General features: G+C 54.7%; 16 protein-coding genes. 11 read left to right on the top strand and 5 right to left on the bottom strand.

The annotated features are described in order from the left end of the window. From ACLJRE_RS13130 to araD, 9 genes are all read left to right on the top strand, one after another. Complete coding sequence (locus tag ACLJRE_RS13130) at positions 1 to 465, top strand: YhcH/YjgK/YiaL family protein (RefSeq protein WP_000576104.1); 465 nt, start codon at positions 1 to 3, stop codon at positions 463 to 465. Positions 466 to 488: 23 nt separating this feature from the next. Next, on the top strand, positions 489 to 1,421 hold the full coding sequence (locus ACLJRE_RS13125) for a DUF4862 family protein (RefSeq protein WP_023212605.1): 933 nt from the start codon (positions 489 to 491) through the stop codon (positions 1,419 to 1,421). Between the two features lie 138 nt (positions 1,422 to 1,559). Beyond that, positions 1,560 to 2,033, top strand: a complete 474-nt coding sequence (yiaM, locus tag ACLJRE_RS13120; RefSeq protein ID WP_000832313.1) for a 2,3-diketo-L-gulonate TRAP transporter small permease YiaM — start codon at positions 1,560 to 1,562, stop codon at positions 2,031 to 2,033. 2 nt (positions 2,034 to 2,035) lie between these two features. Then, a complete protein-coding gene (gene yiaN, locus ACLJRE_RS13115; protein ID WP_000301820.1) occupies positions 2,036 to 3,313 on the top strand; it encodes a 2,3-diketo-L-gulonate TRAP transporter large permease YiaN in 1,278 nt (425 codons plus the stop codon). An 11-nt stretch (positions 3,314 to 3,324) separates the two neighbouring features. Continuing rightward, positions 3,325 to 4,311, top strand: coding sequence for a 2,3-diketo-L-gulonate TRAP transporter substrate-binding protein YiaO (gene yiaO / locus ACLJRE_RS13110; RefSeq protein ID WP_000766331.1), 987 nt, complete (start codon positions 3,325 to 3,327; stop codon positions 4,309 to 4,311). A gap of 3 nt (positions 4,312 to 4,314) precedes the next feature. Beyond that, complete coding sequence (locus tag ACLJRE_RS13105) at positions 4,315 to 5,811, top strand: FGGY-family carbohydrate kinase (protein WP_000074063.1); 1,497 nt, start codon at positions 4,315 to 4,317, stop codon at positions 5,809 to 5,811. Beyond that, the gene (gene ulaD, locus ACLJRE_RS13100; RefSeq protein ID WP_000089520.1) at positions 5,808 to 6,458 is read left to right on the top strand and encodes a 3-keto-L-gulonate-6-phosphate decarboxylase UlaD; all 651 of its coding nucleotides are present in this window, start codon (positions 5,808 to 5,810) and stop codon (positions 6,456 to 6,458) included. The genes ACLJRE_RS13105 and ulaD overlap by 4 nt, the downstream gene beginning before the upstream one ends. A gap of 4 nt (positions 6,459 to 6,462) precedes the next feature. Continuing rightward, the gene (locus ACLJRE_RS13095; RefSeq protein ID WP_001244036.1) at positions 6,463 to 7,323 is read left to right on the top strand and encodes an L-ribulose-5-phosphate 3-epimerase; all 861 of its coding nucleotides are present in this window, start codon (positions 6,463 to 6,465) and stop codon (positions 7,321 to 7,323) included. Then, positions 7,317 to 8,012, top strand: coding sequence for an L-ribulose-5-phosphate 4-epimerase (gene araD, locus ACLJRE_RS13090; protein ID WP_023137414.1), 696 nt, complete (start codon positions 7,317 to 7,319; stop codon positions 8,010 to 8,012). The genes ACLJRE_RS13095 and araD overlap by 7 nt, the downstream gene beginning before the upstream one ends. A 148-nt stretch (positions 8,013 to 8,160) precedes the next feature. On the opposite strand, the gene ACLJRE_RS13085 is transcribed toward araD, so the two are convergent. Beyond that, complete coding sequence (locus tag ACLJRE_RS13085; protein ID WP_000891812.1) at positions 8,161 to 8,976, bottom strand: helix-turn-helix domain-containing protein; 816 nt, start codon at positions 8,974 to 8,976, stop codon at positions 8,161 to 8,163. A gap of 263 nt (positions 8,977 to 9,239) precedes the next feature. Here ACLJRE_RS13085 and ACLJRE_RS13080 point away from each other — a divergent pair, with 263 nt between their 5' ends. After that, positions 9,240 to 11,195 carry a glycoside hydrolase family 127 protein gene (locus tag ACLJRE_RS13080; protein WP_023137415.1) on the top strand — a complete coding sequence of 652 codons (1,956 nt, stop codon included), beginning with the start codon at positions 9,240 to 9,242 and terminating at the stop codon, positions 11,193 to 11,195. A 229-nt stretch (positions 11,196 to 11,424) separates the two neighbouring features. Here the strand turns inward: ACLJRE_RS13080 and aldB are convergent, their stop codons facing one another. Next, positions 11,425 to 12,963: an aldehyde dehydrogenase AldB gene (gene aldB, locus ACLJRE_RS13075; protein WP_000183988.1), complete on the bottom strand. Its 1,539-nt coding sequence runs from the start codon at positions 12,961 to 12,963 to the stop codon at positions 11,425 to 11,427. Positions 12,964 to 13,131: 168 nt separating this feature from the next. On the opposite strand from aldB, the gene ACLJRE_RS13070 reads away from it, so the two are divergent. Beyond that, positions 13,132 to 14,013: an ROK family protein gene (locus tag ACLJRE_RS13070; protein ID WP_001188271.1), complete on the top strand. Its 882-nt coding sequence runs from the start codon at positions 13,132 to 13,134 to the stop codon at positions 14,011 to 14,013. Positions 14,014 to 14,084: 71 nt separating this feature from the next. On the opposite strand, the gene yiaY is transcribed toward ACLJRE_RS13070, so the two are convergent. From yiaY to selA, 3 genes are all read right to left on the bottom strand, one after another. Continuing rightward, positions 14,085 to 15,236: an L-threonine dehydrogenase gene (yiaY, locus tag ACLJRE_RS13065; protein WP_023212606.1), complete on the bottom strand. Its 1,152-nt coding sequence runs from the start codon at positions 15,234 to 15,236 to the stop codon at positions 14,085 to 14,087. A gap of 185 nt (positions 15,237 to 15,421) precedes the next feature. After that, positions 15,422 to 17,272, bottom strand: a complete 1,851-nt coding sequence (gene selB / locus ACLJRE_RS13060; RefSeq protein WP_410957409.1) for a selenocysteine-specific translation elongation factor — start codon at positions 17,270 to 17,272, stop codon at positions 15,422 to 15,424. Then, entirely contained in the window at positions 17,269 to 18,660 is a 1,392-nt protein-coding gene (gene selA / locus ACLJRE_RS13055; protein ID WP_023212607.1) for an L-seryl-tRNA(Sec) selenium transferase, read from the bottom strand. The genes selB and selA overlap by 4 nt, the downstream gene beginning before the upstream one ends. Positions 18,661 to 18,758 lie beyond the last annotated feature (98 nt).

Below are 18,758 nucleotides of genomic sequence, written 5' to 3'. Positions count from 1 at the left end.
ATGATTTTTGGACATATCGCGCAGCCTAATCCGTGCCGGTTACCGTCGGCCATAGAGCAGGCGCTCGATTTCCTGCGCAATACGGACTTTCGCACGCTGGAACCCGGCGTAGTGGAAATCGACGGCCAAAATATCTTCGCGCAGATAATCGATATGACCACCCGCGATGCTGCTGAAAATCGTCCGGAGGTTCATCGCCGCTATCTGGATATTCAGTTTCTGGCATGGGGTGAAGAGAAAATTGGGGTTGCCATTGATACCGGTAATAATCAAATCAGCGAGTCATTATTAGAACAGCGCGATATTATTTTTTATCACGACAGTGAACATGAATCATTCATTGAAATGATACCGGGAAGTTATGCCCTGTTTTTCCCGCAGGATGTTCATCGTCCAGGTTGTAATAAAAACATTGCTACGCCGATACGGAAAATAGTCGTAAAAGTCGCCATAGACGTTTTATAAAATAGAGTTTACTGGAGCACAAAATGAAAAATAATACCGGTTATATTATCGGTGCGTACCCTTGTGCACCCTCATTTCACCAAAAGAGTGAAGAGGAAGAGACGGAATTCTGGCGGCAACTCTCTGATACTCCGGATATCCGGGGGCTGGAGCAGCCTTGTCTTGAACATCTTCACCCGCTCGGCGACGAGTGGTTATTGCGCCATACACCGGGAAACTGGCAAATCGTGGTCACCGCGATAATGGAAACCATGCGCCGCCGTAGCGAAAACGGTGGTTTTGGATTAGCGTCCAGTGACGAGGAGCAGCGTAAAGCCTGCGTGGAATACTACCGTCATCTTTATCAGAAGATAAATAAACTCAATGCGAAAACCCCCGGCAAAGTCATAGCCCTTGAGCTTCATGCCGCCCCACTGGCGGGCAATCCGAACGTGGCGCAGGCAACCGACGCCTTTGCGCGCTCATTAAAAGAGATTGCCAACTGGGACTGGTCCTGCGACCTGGTGCTTGAACACTGCGACGCGATGACCGGCCCCGCACCGCGCAAAGGATTCTTACCGTTAGTAAACGTACTGGAAACTATTGCCGACTATGACATAAGCGTCTGCATTAACTGGGCGCGCTCGGCTATTGAAGGGCGGGATACCTCTCTACCGCTGATCCACACGCAGCAGGCCAAACAGGCTGGAAAACTCGGGGCGCTGATGTTCTCCGGTACAACGCTGGATGGAGAATACGGCGAATGGCAGGACCTCCATGCTCCGTTTGTACCTTTCTGTCCACAAAGCCTGATGACGGAGAAACATGTTAAAGAACTCATTACCGCCGCAGCTCCCGAACTGTTGCTGTTTACCGGCATTAAATTGTTGGAAATCAATGCCAGCGCCGATATTAATCACCGCATAAATATATTACGTGATGGTATTAATATGATGAAAAAGGCCACACGCAGCTAACCTGAATTAAACATCATCACCTTAATCCTCGGCCTGCAACTCAACGTTGCGCCGACCTAATATAAACCAAACATAAGAAATTAAGTTCCACTATTCAGCATCGAAAGAAATAAGTTTCTATAACCTGATGGAGTCGTTATGAAGCGGGTACTTGAGGGCATACTTGCGGTATTAATTGCCGTACTTTCCTGCATTGTATTTATTAACGTTATTTTACGTTACGGTTTTGAGAGCAGTATTTTGTCGGTAGATGAACTATCACGTTATCTATTTGTATGGCTGACGTTTATTGGCGCCATCGTGGCATTTATGGATAACGCTCACGTTCAGGTCACTTTTGTGGTGGAAAAACTTTCGCCAGCGAATCAGCGTCGTCTCTCGCTGCTGACGCATTCACTGATTTTATTGTTATGCATCGCATTAGGCTGGGGCAGCCTACAAAAAGCACTGCAGGACTGGAGCGATCACTCGCCAATCCTCGGTTTACCGATCGGCCTGATGTATATCGCCTGTCTGCCCACAAGCGTTGCCATCGCGTTAATCGAGCTGCGTCGGCTTTATCACTTAATAACGCGTAACGATTCCTTTCAACAACCACAGCAAGGAGCCTAATCATGGCCGTGGTGATATTTCTCTGCTGCCTGCTCGGCGGGATCGCGATAGGTTTACCCATCGCCTGGTCGCTGCTGCTTTGCGGCGCTGCTCTGATGGCATACCTGGATATGTTTGACGTGCAGATTATGGCGCAAACTTTGGTTAACGGCGCGGACAGCTTCTCCCTGCTGGCCATTCCCTTTTTTGTTTTGGCCGGTGAAATCATGAACGCGGGCGGCCTGTCAAAGCGAATCGTCGACCTGCCGATGAAGCTGGTCGGCCATAAGCCCGGCGGCCTGGGCTACGTGGGCGTTATTGCGGCAATGATTATGGCCAGCCTTTCCGGCTCTGCGGTAGCAGATACCGCTGCGGTCGCCGCGCTGCTGGTGCCGATGATGCGCTCCGCAAACTATCCGATCAACCGCTCCGTTGGGTTAATCGCTTCCGGCGGGATCATTGCGCCAATTATTCCGCCCTCGATTCCTTTTATTATCTTCGGCGTTTCCAGCGGCTTGTCGATCAGCAAGCTGTTTATGGCCGGGATCGCACCGGGCATCATGATGGGCGCGGCGCTTATGCTCACCTGGTGGTGGCAGGCCGGGCGATTAAATCTCCCTTCTCAGCCTAAAGCAACACCGCGTGAAATCTGGCAATCATTGGTTTCAGGTATCTGGGCGCTGTTTTTACCGGTGATTATTATCGGCGGCTTCCGTTCCGGACTTTTCACGCCAACGGAAGCAGGAGCGGTTGCCGCGTTTTACGCCCTCTTTGTCGCCGTGGTTATCTATCGGGAATTAACGTTTTCCAGTCTCTACCACGTGCTGGTCAATGCCGCCAAAACGACGTCAGTCGTCATGTTTCTGGTGGCCGCAGCTCAGGTATCCGCCTGGCTGATTACGATCGCGGAATTACCCATGATGGTGTCAGATTTGCTGCAGCCGCTGGTCGACTCTCCGCGACTCTTATTTATCGTCATTATGATCTCAATTATGGTCGTCGGTATGGTGATGGACTTAACGCCAACGGTGTTAATTCTTACCCCTGTATTATTGCCATTAGTTAAAGAAGCCAATATTGATCCGATTTATTTCGGCGTCATGTTCATTATTAACTGCTCTATTGGATTAATCACACCGCCCGTTGGCAACGTCCTCAACGTTATTTCCGGGGTAGCAAAATTGAAATTTGATGACGCGGTAAGAGGTGTATTCCCTTACGTTGTCGTACTGATGTCGTTGCTGATTTTATTTATTTTTATTCCCGAGCTAATTATCACACCGCTTAAATGGATTAATTAAAGGATAATATTATGAAATTACACGTTATTGCTCGTTCATTATTGATAGCAGGTCTGACAGTTTTCAGCGTGTCGTCTCTGGCGGCACAATCTTTACGTTTTGGTTATGAAACACCGCAAACTGACTCCCAACATATTGCCGCGAAAAAATTTAACGAATTATTAAAAGAAAAAACCAACGACGAATTAACGCTAAAACTCTTTCCTGACAGCACATTAGGTAACGCCCAGGCAATGATCAGCGGGGTGCGCGGCGGAACCATTGATATGGAAATGTCCGGTTCGAACAATTTCACCGGCCTGGCCCCTGTATTCAACTTACTTGATGTCCCCTTCCTGTTTCGCGATACCGCGCATGCGCATAAAACGCTCGACGGCAAAGTCGGCGATGAACTGAAAAAATCACTCGATTCAAAAGGGTTAAAGGTCCTCGCCTACTGGGAAAACGGCTGGCGCGACGTCACCAACTCCCGCGCGCCGGTAAAAACGCCGGGCGATTTGAAAGGCTTAAAAATCCGCACTAACAACAGCCCAATGAATATCGCGGCCTTTAAAATCTTCGGCGCGAACCCTATTCCGATGCCGTTCTCCGAAGTCTATACCGGCCTCGAAACCCGTACGATTGATGCCCAGGAACACCCTATCAACGTCGTGTGGTCAGCGAAATTCTATGAGGTACAGAAATACCTCTCCCTCACTCATCACGCCTATTCGCCTCTGCTGCTGGTGATCAATAAAGCCAAATTCGACGCTTTAAGCCCGCAGTTCCAGGAGGCACTGCTGAGTTCCGCCAAAGAAGCGGGTGACTATCAGCGCAAACTGGTCGCCGAAGATCAGCAAAAAATTATCGATGGCATGAAAGAAGCCGGAGTTGAAGTCCTGACCGACATCGACCGTAAAGCCTTCAGCGATGCGCTGGGCAGCCAGGTGCGCGATATGTTCCTGAAAGACAACCCGCAGGGCGCCGATCTCCTGAAAGCCGTGGACGAGGTGCAATAAGTCATGAGTAACTACTGGCTGGGGTTAGATTGTGGTGGGAGTTGGCTAAAAGCCGGATTGTACGATGGCGCAGGCCGGGAAGTAGCGGTGCAACGCCTGCCGCTGCACGCTTTAAGCCCGCAGCCAGGCTGGGTTGAACGCGATATGACCGAACTGTGGCAACAGTGCGCCTCGGTCATCAACAAACTGCTGGCGCACACGGGGGTGAACGGTTCACAAATCCGTGGTCTGGGTATTTCAGCTCAGGGTAAGGGCCTGTTCCTGTTAGATAAAAGCGATCGGCCATTAGGTAAAGCGATACTCTCTTCCGACCGTCGCGCCATGGAAATTGTCCAGCGCTGGCAAAAAGAAGCGGTTCCGCAAAAACTCTACCCGCTGACCCGACAAACCCTGTGGACCGGGCATCCGGTCTCCCTTTTACGCTGGGTAAAAGAGAATGAGCCGCAGCGCTACGCGCAGATAGGCAGCGTCATGATGACGCATGACTATCTGCGCTGGTGCTTAACCGGCGTGAAAGGCTGTGAGGAGAGCAACATCTCCGAGTCCAACCTCTACAACATGGCGACGGGCCAGTACGACCCGCGCCTGACCGAGTGGCTGGGCATCAGTGAAATCGACAGCGCGCTGCCCCCCGTGGTGGGTTCAGCCGAAATATGCGGGGAGATCACCGCTCAGGCGGCCGCCATCACCGGTCTGACGGTGGGCACTCCCGTCGTCGGCGGCCTGTTTGACGTGGTTTCCACCGCCCTTTGCGCCGGTATTGAGGATGAATCAACGCTCAATGCGGTGATGGGGACCTGGGCCGTCACCAGCGGCATCGCTCACGGTCTGCGCGACCATGAGGCCCATCCTTACGTCTATGGCCGCTACGTCAATGACGGGCAGTATATCGTTCACGAAGCCAGCCCGACCTCTTCCGGCAACCTTGAATGGTTCACCGCCCAGTGGGGCGACCTCTCTTTTGATGAGATCAACCAGGCGGTTGCCAGCCTGCCGAAAGCCGGTAGCGACCTCTTTTTTCTGCCGTTTCTCTACGGCAGCAATGCCGGACTGGAGATGACCTGCGGTTTTTACGGGATGCAGGCGCTGCACACCCGCGCGCACCTGCTGCAGGCGATTTATGAAGGCGTGGTCTTCAGCCATATGACCCACCTCAACCGCATGCGTGAACGTTTTACCGACGTTTGCGCCCTGCGCGTTACCGGCGGACCGGCCCACTCCGACGTCTGGATGCAGATGCTGGCGGACGTCAGCGGCCTGCGCATTGAGCTGCCGCAGGTGGAGGAGACCGGCTGCTTCGGCGCGGCGCTGGCTGCCCGCGTCGGAACCGGCGTATATCGCAATTTCCGCGAGGCCCAACGCGACCTCCGGCACCCGGTGCGCACGCTGCTGCCGGACATGGCCGCGCACGCCCTCTATCAGCGTAAATACCGCCAATACCAGCATTTGATTGAAGCACTACAGGGCTATCACGCCCGTATTAAGGAGCACGCATTATGAGCCGACCACTACTGCAACTAGCGCTCGACCACACCAATCTGGAAGCAGCCCAGCGCGATGTCGCCCTGCTACAGGATCATGTCGATATCGTTGAGGCTGGCACCATCCTCTGTTTAACCGAAGGCCTTAGCGCGGTGAAAGCCCTGCGAGCGCAGTGCCCGGAAAAAATCATCGTCGCCGACTGGAAAGTGGCCGATGCCGGTGAAACCCTGGCGCAGCAGGCTTTTAGCGCTGGCGCCAACTGGATGACTATCATCTGCGCTGCGCCGCTCGCAACCGTCGAGAAAGGCCATGCCGTTGCCCAGTCCTGCGGCGGTGAAATTCAAATGGAACTGTTCGGCAACTGGACGCTGGACGACGCCCGAGACTGGTATCGCGTCGGGGTTCGCCAGGCGATTTATCACCGCGGACGCGATGCGCAGGCCAGCGGGCAGCAGTGGGGAGAGGCGGACCTGACGCGTATGAAAGCGTTGTCCGACATCGGCCTTGAGCTGTCAATTACCGGTGGTATTACCCCGGCCGATCTACCGCTGTTCCGCGACATTAACGTTAAGGCATTTATCGCCGGACGTGCGCTGGCAGGTGCCGCCCATCCGGCGCAGGTCGCCGCCGAATTCCACGCCCAAATTGACGCCATCTGGGGATAACAACATGCGTAATCATCCATTAGGTATTTACGAGAAAGCACTGGCGAAAGATCTCAGTTGGCCGGAGCGGTTGGTGCTGGCAAAAAGCTGCGGTTTTGATTTTGTTGAGATGTCGGTGGACGAAACGGATGAACGTCTCTCACGCCTGGAGTGGACCTCGGCCCAACGCGCTTCGCTGGTGAACGCGATGCTGGAAAGCGGCGTCGCCATCCCGTCGATGTGTCTCTCCGCCCATCGCCGTTTCCCTTTTGGCAGCCGCGACGAAGCGGTACGCCAGCGGGCGCGTGAAATCATGACCAAAGCCATTCGCCTGGCGCGCGACCTGGGGATCCGCACCATCCAGTTGGCAGGTTACGACGTCTATTACGAAGAGCACGACGAAGGCACCCAGCAACGTTTCGCCGAAGGGCTGGCGTGGGCGGTAGAACAGGCTGCGGCTGCGCAGGTGATGCTGGCGGTGGAGATCATGGATACCGCGTTTATGAACTCCATCAGCAAGTGGAAAAAGTGGGACGAGATGCTTTCGTCACCGTGGTTCACCGTTTATCCAGACGTCGGCAACCTCAGCGCCTGGGGGAACGACGTGACCGCCGAACTGAAGCTGGGGATTGACCGTATCGCCGCTATCCACCTGAAAGACACGCTGCCAGTGACCGGTGACAGCCCCGGCCAGTTCCGAGACGTGCCGTTTGGCGAAGGATGCGTTGATTTTGTTGGCATCTTCAAAACGCTGCATGAGCTGAATTATCGCGGTTCATTTCTGATTGAGATGTGGACAGAGAAATCCAGTGAGCCGGTGCTGGAAATTATCCAGGCCCGCCGCTGGATTGAATCACGGATGCAGGAAGGAGGTTTCACATGTTAGAGCAACTGAAAGCCGAGGTGCTGGCGGCCAACCTGGCCCTCCCGGCGCACGGGCTGGTCACCTTTACCTGGGGCAACGTCAGCGCGGTCGATGAGACGCGCAAACTGATGGTCATTAAGCCTTCCGGCGTTGAATATGAGGTAATGACCGCCGACGATATGGTGGTGGTAGAGATCGCCAACGGCAAGATCGTTGAAGGCAACAAAAAACCGTCGTCCGATACCGCGACCCATCTGGCGCTCTATCGGCGCTATCCGCAGATCGGCGGGATCGTGCATACCCATTCCCGCCATGCGACGATCTGGTCGCAGGCCGGGCTCGATCTGCCCGCCTGGGGCACCACCCACGCCGACTATTTCTATGGCGCGATCCCCTGTACCCGGCTGATGACCGTTGAGGAAATTAACGGCGAGTACGAGTATCAGACCGGCGAGGTGATTATTAAAACCTTTGAAGAGCGCGGTCTGGATCCGGCGCAAATCCCGGCGGTATTGGTTCATTCACACGGCCCGTTTGCCTGGGGTAAAAACGCCGCCGATGCCGTCCACAACGCCGTGGTGCTTGAGGAGTGTGCCTATATGGGGCTGTTCTCGCGCCAGCTGGCCCCGCAGCTACCGGATATGCAGCCTGAACTGCTCAATAAACACTATCTGCGTAAACACGGCGCGAACGCCTATTACGGGCAGTAACAGCCTATGTCGGATGGCGGCTGCGCCTTATCCGACCTACAAGACTTGCAATATCAATACGTTGTGATGAACTCTTGTAGGCCCGATAAGCAAAGCGCCATCGGGCATTCAGTTTGCAACCGCGTTGTCAGAGGGCCAAAGATTATACTCAAGAATTAACGTGTTCCTTACTGTAGCGCCGCTTCCAGGCGGTAGGCGTCAGGCCGGTGTGCTTGCGGAAGATCTGGCGAAAGTAACCAACGTCATTAAAACCGCACCGCTCCGCCACCTCTTTTAACGAACGCGCGTCGCTAATCAGCAACTTTTCCGCCTCGCGCACCCGCTGGCGGTGGATGGCTTCCGTTAGCGTAAGGTGAAATACCCGCCGATAAACGCGTCCCAGATAATCCACATTGCAATGCAGTTCTTTCGCCAGAACTGAGCTGGAAAGCGGCAGGTGATAGTGCGTTCGAATCAGCTGCTGTACTTTCCAGGCCAGCGACACGCCAGCGGCCTCGGCGTTTTCATTCTGCCGGGCGTCAACGGTGAGCTGCTGCAAAATCAGCAGCACGATGAACTCCAGCGCCGGGCTGCGCTGGTGCTTTTCCTGCTCGTTCATAAACTGGCGAAAAAGCGCAATCAGCGCCTGCGGATCGGCAACCTGGGTATGCTGCGGCACGGAAAGATGCGTCAGCCAGCGCGGGTCGCTGTCCGGCGCTTTGACCTCAAAATGGAGCCAGTAAAATTTAAGATCGGTGGGAAACTCTTCAACGCCAATATGGCGGCGATGCGGCCAAAGCAACAGGCTTTCCCCGGCTTCGACACAGAAAACACATTCTTCTTCCTGAATTTTCAGGCAGCCTTTTTCCACAAATATAATTTCCCACGATTGCAGACGCCTGGCAGGATGACGCCCAATGCCGCGAGAAATAAATAATCCGCCGTTTTGGACTTTAATCGGTAATGTTATGGATAATTCGAGCATTAATATGTCATTTCCCGCTCATTCAGCACCGTATTTCATATTAGCTTTTGATTATTAACTAAAAATAGTCATTTCACTCGATCCATCTCACATTTTTAAATACGGGTCGGAATCGTCATCTTTTTTTACTCTTTTATCGCCTTGTCGCTCACCGCTATCTGGGCAAAATGAATTAGGTCATAACGCGAAAATAAAAATTACTGCCATAAAATACCCCGTCAGCGAGGAATATCTATGACCTCTACAGCCTTAAGGAGCACGAAATGAACGTACTGGAAGTCGATCTGCATAAACTGACGGTCAGCGATCCGTTCCTCGGACAGTATCAACAACTGGTTCGCGATGTGGTTATTCCTTACCAGTGGGATGCGTTAAACGATCGTATTCCAGAGGCTGAACCCAGCCATGCCATTGAGAATTTCCGCATTGCCGCAGGACAGCAGACGGGCGACTTTTACGGCATGGTCTTTCAGGACAGCGACGTGGCGAAATGGCTGGAAGCGGTTGCCTGGTCACTGTGCCAGAAGCCCGATCCCGCGCTTGAGAAAACCGCCGATGAGGTGATTGAACTGGTGGCCGCCGCGCAGTGTGACGATGGCTATCTCAATACGTACTTTACGGCAAAAGCCCCGCAAGAACGCTGGAGCAACCTGGCGGAGTGCCACGAGCTTTATTGCGCCGGGCACCTGATTGAAGCGGGCGTCGCCTTCTTTCAGGCCACCGGCAAGCGTCGGCTGCTAGACGTCGTTTGTCGCCTGGCCGATCATATCGACAGCACTTTCGGCCCTGGCGAAAATCAGCTGCACGGCTATCCGGGCCACCCGGAAATTGAGCTGGCGCTGATGCGTCTGTATGAGGTAACAGAGCAGCCGCGCTATATGACGCTAGCAAGCTACTTTATCGGGCAGCGCGGTGCCCAACCGCACTTCTACGACGAAGAGTACGAAAAACGCGGCCAAACCTCTTACTGGCATACCTACGGCCCGGCGTGGATGGTCAAAGACAAAGCCTACAGCCAGGCGCATCTGCCAATTTCGCAGCAGCAGACGGCCATTGGCCACGCGGTACGTTTTGTCTATCTGATGACTGGCGTGGCGCATCTCGCTCGCCTGAGCAACGATGAAGGCAAACGCCAGGACTGCCTGCGTCTGTGGAAAAATATGGCGCAGCGTCAGCTGTATATCACTGGCGGGATTGGCTCGCAGAGCAGCGGCGAAGCCTTTAGCTGCGATTACGATTTACCGAATGATTCGGTCTATGCGGAAAGCTGCGCTTCAATCGGCCTGATGATGTTCGCCCGCCGGATGCTGGAAATGGAAGCCGATAGCCAGTACGCCGACGTGATGGAGCGCGCGCTGTACAATACCGTCCTCGGCGGTATGGCGCTGGATGGCAAGCATTTCTTCTACGTCAACCCGCTGGAAGTGCATCCAAAATCGTTAAAATTCAACCATATTTACGATCACGTTAAGCCCATTCGCCAGCGCTGGTTTGGCTGCGCCTGCTGCCCGCCGAACATCGCCCGCGTGCTCACCTCCCTTGGTCACTACATCTACACGCCGCGTGCGGATGCGCTGTACATCAATATGTACGTGGGTAACAGCATGGAAATACCGGTTGAAAATGGCGCGCTCAAACTGCGGATTGGCGGGAACTACCCGTGGCATGAGCAGGTGAAGATCGCCATCGACTCTGTGCAGCCGGTACGTCACACGCTGGCGCTACGTCTGCCGGACTGGTGCCCTGAGGCAAAAGTGACGCTCAACGGGCTGGAAGTGGAGCAGGATATTCGCAAAGGTTATCTGCATATCCGTCGAACCTGGCAGGAGGGCGATACGATAACCCTGACGCTGCCGATGCCGGTTCGCCGCGTGTATGGCAATCCGCTGGCGCGTCACGTCGCCGGTAAGGTCGCCATTCAGCGCGGGCCGCTGGTCTATTGCCTTGAGCAGGCCGATAACGGCGAAGAACTGCATAATCTGTGGTTACCGAAAGAGAGTGAGTTCCGGGTCTTTGAGGGCAAAGGGCTTTTTGCGCATAAGATGCTGATTCAGGCTGAAGGCGAGAAGCAAAGCGCCCCAGATGCGCAGCATCAGGCGTTGTGGCACTACGATAACGCGCCGTCATCGCGCCAGCCGCAGACGCTAACGTTCATTCCGTGGTTTAGCTGGGCCAACCGCGGCGAGGGCGAAATGCGGATTTGGGTCAACGAGCGGTAATACTGTGCCGGATGGCGGCTGCGCCTTATCCGGCCTACAAGATTTGCAATATCAGTACATTGCGATGAATTTTTGTAGGCCTGATAAGCGAAGCGCCATCAGACATTACCACCAGGCTGATATCAATACGGTAGGCCCTATAAGCGAAGTGCCATCGGGCATTACCACCAGGCTAATATCAACGCGGTAGGCCCGATAAGCGCAGCGCCATCGGGCATTACCTCTTGCGTCAGAACAGCCCCAGCGGCTTATCGGAATAACTCACCAGCAGGCACTTGGTTTGCTGGTAGTGTTCCAGCATCATCTTATGCGTTTCGCGCCCGATGCCAGACTGCTTATAGCCGCCAAACGCCGCGTGTGCCGGATAGGCGTGATAGCAGTTGGTCCATACGCGCCCGGCCTGAATGCCGCGACCCATCTTATAAGCCAGATTGCCGTTGCGGCTCCAGACGCCTGCGCCGAGGCCATACTGCGTATCGTTAGCGATTTCCAGCGCCTCCTCCATGGTTTTAAAGGTGGTTACCGCCAGCACCGGGCCAAAGATCTCCTCCTGAAAGACGCGCATATTATTCTTACCAAACAGGATAGTGGGCTCAAGGTAATAGCCCTCTTTAAGTTCGCCATCCAGCTCCTTGCGTCGCCCACCGGTCAGAATATCGGCCCCCTCTTTTTTACCGATATCGATATAATTGAGGATAGTCTCAAGCTGGCCGTGGGAGACCTGCGCCCCCATTTGCGTACCGCTATCTAGCGGGTTCCCGCTGCGAATGCTCTCTACCCGGCGAATAGCGCGCTCCATAAAGCGCTCATAGATGGACTCCTGGACCAGCGCACGGCTTGGACAGGTACACACCTCGCCCTGGTTAAAGGCAAACAGGGCAAAACCCTCCAGCGCTTTATCAAAGAACGCATCTTCTTCATCCATCACGTCAGCAAAGAAGATATTTGGCGATTTACCGCCTAACTCCAGCGTCACCGGAATAATATTCTGCGTGGCGTACTGCATGATCTGTTGGCCCACTTCCGTCGAACCGGTAAACGCCACCTTCGCGATACGTTTCGAGGTCGCCAGATATTCACCGATCTCGCCGCCCGCGCCGTTCACGACGTTGACGACGCCCGGTGGTAACAGATCGCCAATGACTTCCATCAACAGCAGAACGGAAAGCGGCGTCAGGCGTGCCGGTTTAAGCACTACGCAGTTACCCGCCGCCAGCGCTGGCGCCATTTTCCAGCTTGCCATCAACAACGGAAAGTTCCACGGGATTATCTGCCCCACGACGCCAAGCGGTTCGTGAAAATGGTAGGCCACGGTTTCGCTATCAACTTCGCTGATCCCGCCCTCCTGCGCACGTATACAGGAGGCGAAATAGCGGAAATGATCGATCGCCAGCGGTACGTCGGCGGCGCTGGTTTCACGAATCGGTTTACCGTTATCCCAGGTTTCCGCTGTCGCCAACAGTTCGAGGTTTTGTTCCATCCGATCGGCGATCTTAAACAAGATAGCGGCACGGTCTTGTACTGACGTATGCGCCCACTTATCTTTCGCCTTATGCGCGGCGTCGAGCGCTAAATCGATATCTTTTTTACCGGAGGAAGCGACTTCACATAGCGGCTGGCCGGTCACTGGCGTCAGGTTTTGATAATATTCGCCGTCGGCGGGCGCAACCCAGTCACCGCCAATAAAATTGTCATAGCGGGCTTTTAATTTCAGTGGGTACCCGTATTCACCTGGCTGAATACGTGTTGAAGGGGGATTGTTCGTCATGACCAACTCCTTATTGTAAAGGTACTCCACAAGGGTAGACGGTACTGGTGAATTTTTCGCCAATGGTTTTCTGCTTTACGACAGCAATCACGAATTACTTTCCTTTACGTTTCTCCGTCTGGTTTTAGCCATACTAAACAGGTGCCTGTTTAACGTACGGAGAACACTATGCAGCAATATATCGGTATTGATGTGGGAGGAACTCACGTCAAATATGGCGTGATTAACAGTGACGGCGAAGAATTAACCCATCATCAATTCGATACGCCAGAGGACGCCTCCACGTTTACCCGCAAATGGCAGGATGTGGTGGCGCGTTGCCAACAGGACTATGACATTGCGGCAATCGGGGTCAGTTTCCCCGGCCATATTAATCCCCATAACGGTCATGCGGCAAAAGCGGGCGCGCTGGCTTACCTGGATGACGTCAACCTGATGGAGTTGTTCAGCGGGCTGACCGATCTGCCGCTGGTCGTGGAGAACGACGCGAACTGCGCGGCGCTGGGCGAAATGTGGCGAGGCGCCGGGCAGCATTATGACAATCTGGTCTGTATCACCATTGGAACCGGCATTGGCGGCGGTATTATCGTCGGACGAGAGCTGTATCGCGGCGCACATTTCCATGCCGGTGAATTCGGCGTCATGCCGGTCGGGAACAATGGCGAAAGTATGCATAAAATCGCGTCAACCAGCGGATTAATGGCGTCGTGCCGCCAGGCGCTGGCACTGCCTGCCGAAGAGATGCCGCCTGCGGATGTGATCTTCGAACGAATGGCGACCGATGTTCATCTGCGTGAGGCGGTCAATGACTGGGCGCGTTATCTGTCACGCGGCGTTTACAGCGTGATCTCTATGTTTGATCCGGGCGTGGTGCTGATCGGCGGAGGAATAAGCGAACAGGAAAAGCTCTACCCGCTCCTGACGCGGCATCTTGAAACGTTTGAAATGTGGGAGGCGCTCCAGGTGCCGATTCAGCCCTGCCAACTGGGAAATCAGGCGGGCAGGCTGGGCGCCGTCTGGCTGGCGCAGCAAAAGCTCGACCGAAGCTAACGTATTACGCCTTATCCGGCCTGCATCGTCTACGCAGGCCCGGTAAGCGTCCGCGCCACCGGGCAAAGGCGTTACATCGCCGCGCGATAAATTTCCACAATCTCATCGTGAGTCGCCTGAATCGGGTTCGTCAGACCACAGGCATCTTTAAGAGCATTGGTCGCCAGAACCGGGATATCTTCTTCCTTCACGTTTAGCTCGCGCAGTCCCGCCGGAATGTTGACTTTCTGCGACAGTTGGCGAATGGCCGCCACACACGCCTGCGCGCCTTCCGCCTCGCTCATATCTGATACATCGACGCCCATCGCCGCTGCGCAATCACGCAGGCGAGCCGCCGCTACCTGGCTGTTGAATACCTGCACATGCGGCAGCAGAACCGCGTTACATACACCGTGCGGTAGGTTGTAGAAACCGCCAAGTTGGTGCGCCATAGCATGAACGTAGCCCAGCGACGCATTGTTAAACGCCATTCCCGCCAGAAACTGAGCATAAGCCATCGCTTCACGCGCCTGGACATTGCTCCCCTCTTCAACCGCAACAACCAGATTTTCCGCAATCATCGTTACCGCTTTCAACGCGCAGGCATCGGTAATAGGCGTTGCCGCAACGGAAACATAAGCTTCAATCGCGTGGGTTAACGCATCCATACCGGTTGCCGCCGTCAGGGATTTCGGCATACCAACCATTAAAGAGGAGTCGTTGACAGAGAGCAGCGGCGTAACGTGTTTATCGACGATAGCCATTTTAATATGACGTTCTTCGTCGGTGATGATACAAAAACGGGTCATTTCAGACGCGGTGCCGGCGGTCGTATTAATCGCAATCATCGGCAACTGCGGTTTCGCGGAGCGGTCAACGCCTTCATAGTCACGAATATCGCCGCCATTCGCCGCCACCAGAGCGATACCTTTCGCACAGTCGTGCGGGGAACCGCCGCCCAGCGAGATAACGCTGTCGCAGCCATTTTCTTTCAGAAGCTTCAACCCAGCTGCCACATTGCTGGTGGTAGGGTTAGGCTGCGTACCATCATAAATCACGCTAAAAATATCACGTTCCTGTAGCGCTTTTTGAATATCACCCGCCACCCCTAATTTTGTCAGCATAGCATCCGTAACAATTAATGTACGGCGAAAACCATATTCCGCCATCGTATTCATTGCGTTCTTTAATGAATCGGCACCAATTACATTCACGGAAGGAATAAAAAACGTTGAAGCTGCCATTATACTGTCCTTAATTACCAGAATAAGGTGCGAAGAATACGGGTGAAATTATCCTAATAATATGATCACGATGACTATTTTAAGAAGTCAGAAAAATAAAAAGCACATTAGGTTAATTTCCTGATGTGCTTTTATAAATCAACTCAATAATTGTATTGATTCATTTCTGATTTAATTTAACCATTTCATTCTTTTTGCGGAAATAATAACGCATCACGTAATAAATGATCATTCCCACGACGCCGTGTAAATCCAATCCGGTCAAAATATTCAAGGATCTGAATAGCCAGTTTCCGCCCTACATTCAGCCTGTCGCGAAAATCCGCCGCACACGTTGATCCTCTCTCTTGATCCAGCTCGCGGATCATATTGGCGAAAGCGACAATCCGATCGTTACGATAGTACCGATCTTTTACGATCGCGGTAATGATGCCTTGCTGTGCCGCCTGCCGCAGCACCAGCCGCATCAATTGTTCTTCCGTTCCGGTCTCTTTCGCCAGATCGCGTACCCACCAGGGCTCATCGCCAAATAGCGGTTCGACTTTTTGCCAGACGGCCTGCTGCTCATCGCTAAATCCTGCTTTATGATCCGGCAGATGCAACCAACCGTGATGGCTATGAATCAGGCCGTCGTCGCGCATCCGCTCGATCAGCATCAGGACCAGCGCTTCATCTTCCATTGGCAGGGCCATGCGGCGTAAACGCTCGCGTCCCGGCCCCGGTTCATCGCGGTGCTGTTCGTGGTAGGTCGCCAGCGTATCGAGAATCTTACGCTGCCAGCGGGCGGCGACGGGCGCGCTTAGCAGATTGTCTCCGGCCTGGATAAAACCATGTTGCTCAATAAGCTGACGCATACCGAGAGGATTAAGCTGACGCGCCCAACCGAAATCCGGCAGGTTGACGGCGCCGCGTTCCAGATGAATGGCCAACGCCGCGCTATCGTCCTGCGCGGCGGCAAGCGTTGAAAGCCAGTGCAAATAATCTGGCTTACGTTTACCGCGACGCGGCGCCTTAAGCGTCACCACGCGTGCGCCGGCAAGGGTGGCGCGTGCGGAAATATCACGCAGCACCAGTCTGTCATTATCGGCCAGCCACAACGGCGTATCGAAGATCAGCTCGGCCAGCCCGCCTTCCAGCAAAGAGACGCGACCGGTCACATGGCTGGCGGCATGGTGAATATGTAGCGGCTGCCATTGGGAAAGCGGCGCATGAAGTGCCAGAGAAACGATCACCCGGGAAAAAGCTTCCCCCACCGGCGCATCGGAAAGCAGCCAGTCGCCGCGGTTAAGCTGTTCCTTCTCCGCATCGCCCGCAATATTGAGCGCAATACGTTGCCCGGCGTGCGCATGGTCGGTAGGCTGATTTTGTGCGTGCAGGCTACGCACCCGCATCGGTTTATTTACTCCGGTTAACCACAGCGTATCACCTACCTTCCCCTCTCCGCTCAACGCCGTTCCGGTCACCACCAGTCCCGCCCCTTTCACCGTAAACGCACGGTCGATAGCCAGACGGAAACGATGCTGCGCGGCGTGCAAACGTGCAGGAAGCTGCTGTAAATGAGCGCGAAGTTCTGCAATACCGCGTCCTTCATTGGCGGCGGTGACAAATAAAACGGTATCGGCGAAGCCATAGTTGTCGAGCGCCGCCAGTACCTCTTCACGTACTTCACCGATACGCGCCTCGTCCACGCGATCGGCTTTGGTCAGCGCGACGGTGAGCTGGAGATTGCCCGTCAGTTGCAGGATCTGTAAATGCTCGCGCGTTTGCGCCATGACGCCGTCATCACAGGCGACCACCAGCAAAGCGTGATCGATACCGCCTACGCCCGCCAGCATGTTAGAGAGGAATTTTTCATGCCCAGGCACATCGATAAAGCCCAGCACACGGCCATCCGGCTGCGGCCAATAGGCGTAACCCAGATCGATAGTCATCCCGCGTTTTTTCTCTTCCGGCAGACGGTCGGCATTGACCCCGGTAATCGCCTGGAGCAACGTTGTTTTACCGTGGTCTACGTGTCCGGCAGTTGCAATAATCATTTCAGCATCATCTCCATAAACCGGCTTTCGTCTTCAAGACAGCGCATATCCAGCCATAAACGGCCATCATAAATTCGGCCAATGACCGGTACAGGCAGCGTGCGCCAGCGAGCCGCCAGCGCCTCCAGCCGACTACCGCGCCCGTCGTGCGGGGTAAAGGTCATGGCGGCGCTGGGAAGGCGGTCTACCGGTAATGAACCGCTGCCGATTTGCGACAGGCAGGGTTTAACCTCCAGCGCAAATTCATCGCCGTAACGTGCCGCCAGCCGCGCCTGTAACCGCTGCGCTTGTTCGCGAATCGACGCTTCACTGCGGGTTAACAGACGCAGGGTGGGTAATTTCTCCGCCAACGCTTCCGGGTGCAGATACAGACGTAACGTGGCCTCCAGCGCCGCCAGCGTCATTTTATCCGCGCGCAGAGCGCGTTTCAGCGGATGGCTTTGCAGTTGGGCAATCATCGCTTTTTTGCCGACGATGATCCCGGCCTGCGGCCCGCCCAGCAACTTATCGCCGGAGAAGCTTACCAGGCTGACGCCTGCGGCAATGAGCTGCTGCGGCATCGGCTCTTTGGGTAAGCCATATTGACTTAAATCCACCAGCGAACCGCTGCCCAGATCCGCCACCACCGGAATATCCAGCTCTCGCCCGATTTCCGCCAGTTCCGCTTCCTCTACCGTTTTGGTAAAGCCCTCAATGCTGTAATTACTGGTATGCACCTTCATCAACAGCCCGGTATTTTCATTTACCGCCTGACGGTAATCTTTCGCGTGCGTCCGGTTGGTGGTGCCCACTTCATGCAGCGTACAGCCCGCCTGGCGCATAACATCCGGAATACGAAACGCGCCGCCGATTTCGACCAGCTCGCCACGCGAAACCGCTACCTCTTTGCCGCTGGCGGTCGCCGCCAGCATCAGCAATACCGCCGCCGCATTGTTATTGACGATACAGGCGTCTTCCGCCCCGGTGATACGGCATAATAGCGTCGCCAGCGCCCGGTCGCGATGCCCCCGCCCGGCGCCATCCAAATCGTATTCCAGCGTCACCGGCGCGCGCATCGCCTGCGTTACCGCCTCAATCGCTTCTTGCGCCTGCAATGCGCGGCCAAGATTGGTGTGCAGCACCGTCCCCGTCAGGTTAATCACCGGGCGCAGCGCGCTTTGCGCCGCATTTTCCAGCCGGAGTTTCGCCTCTTGCGCCCAGTCTGCGTACCAGTCGGGAAGCGTTTGCGTATTCCGTATGACGTCGCGCGCGTCGTCAAGCATCCGCCTAAGCAGATCAACCACCTGGGTATGGCCATACCGATCGCGCAGAGAAAGAAAAGCGCTATCGTGCAATAAGCGATCGATAGCAGGAAGCTGGCTGTAGAGTGTACGCGTTTCGCTTGTCATGAAAATGCCTGGCTGTTGGTGGCCCTCTCCTGGCGGGAGAGGGATATCGACATAAGGGGGATTGTAACGTGAGTTTGCTCAGGCGGACATAATGCGCG

The organism is Salmonella sp. SAL04157 (assembly GCF_046551635.1).
In the GTDB taxonomy this organism is placed as follows: Bacteria; Pseudomonadota; Gammaproteobacteria; order Enterobacterales; family Enterobacteriaceae; genus Salmonella; species Salmonella enterica.
This window is presented reverse-complemented; position numbering and strand designations above follow the sequence as displayed.

Bases quoted from the DNA above. Each gene is read 5' to 3' on its own strand.
- ACLJRE_RS13130 (WP_000576104.1), top strand. From the start codon at position 1: ATGATTTTTGGACATATCGCGCAGCCTAATCCGTGCCGGTTACCGTCG.
- ACLJRE_RS13125 (WP_023212605.1), top strand. From the start codon at position 489: ATGAAAAATAATACCGGTTATATTATCGGTGCGTACCCTTGTGCACCC.
- yiaM (WP_000832313.1), top strand. From the start codon at position 1,560: ATGAAGCGGGTACTTGAGGGCATACTTGCGGTATTAATTGCCGTACTT.
- yiaN (WP_000301820.1), top strand. From the start codon at position 2,036: ATGGCCGTGGTGATATTTCTCTGCTGCCTGCTCGGCGGGATCGCGATA.
- yiaO (WP_000766331.1), top strand. From the start codon at position 3,325: ATGAAATTACACGTTATTGCTCGTTCATTATTGATAGCAGGTCTGACA.
- ACLJRE_RS13105 (WP_000074063.1), top strand. From the start codon at position 4,315: ATGAGTAACTACTGGCTGGGGTTAGATTGTGGTGGGAGTTGGCTAAAA.
- ulaD (WP_000089520.1), top strand. From the start codon at position 5,808: ATGAGCCGACCACTACTGCAACTAGCGCTCGACCACACCAATCTGGAA.
- ACLJRE_RS13095 (WP_001244036.1), top strand. From the start codon at position 6,463: ATGCGTAATCATCCATTAGGTATTTACGAGAAAGCACTGGCGAAAGAT.
- araD (WP_023137414.1), top strand. From the start codon at position 7,317: ATGTTAGAGCAACTGAAAGCCGAGGTGCTGGCGGCCAACCTGGCCCTC.
- ACLJRE_RS13085 (WP_000891812.1), bottom strand. From the start codon at position 8,976: ATGCTCGAATTATCCATAACATTACCGATTAAAGTCCAAAACGGCGGA.
- ACLJRE_RS13080 (WP_023137415.1), top strand. From the start codon at position 9,240: ATGAACGTACTGGAAGTCGATCTGCATAAACTGACGGTCAGCGATCCG.
- aldB (WP_000183988.1), bottom strand. From the start codon at position 12,963: ATGACGAACAATCCCCCTTCAACACGTATTCAGCCAGGTGAATACGGG.
- ACLJRE_RS13070 (WP_001188271.1), top strand. From the start codon at position 13,132: ATGCAGCAATATATCGGTATTGATGTGGGAGGAACTCACGTCAAATAT.
- yiaY (WP_023212606.1), bottom strand. From the start codon at position 15,236: ATGGCAGCTTCAACGTTTTTTATTCCTTCCGTGAATGTAATTGGTGCC.
- selB (WP_410957409.1), bottom strand. From the start codon at position 17,272: ATGATTATTGCAACTGCCGGACACGTAGACCACGGTAAAACAACGTTG.
- selA (WP_023212607.1), bottom strand. From the start codon at position 18,660: ATGACAAGCGAAACGCGTACACTCTACAGCCAGCTTCCTGCTATCGAT.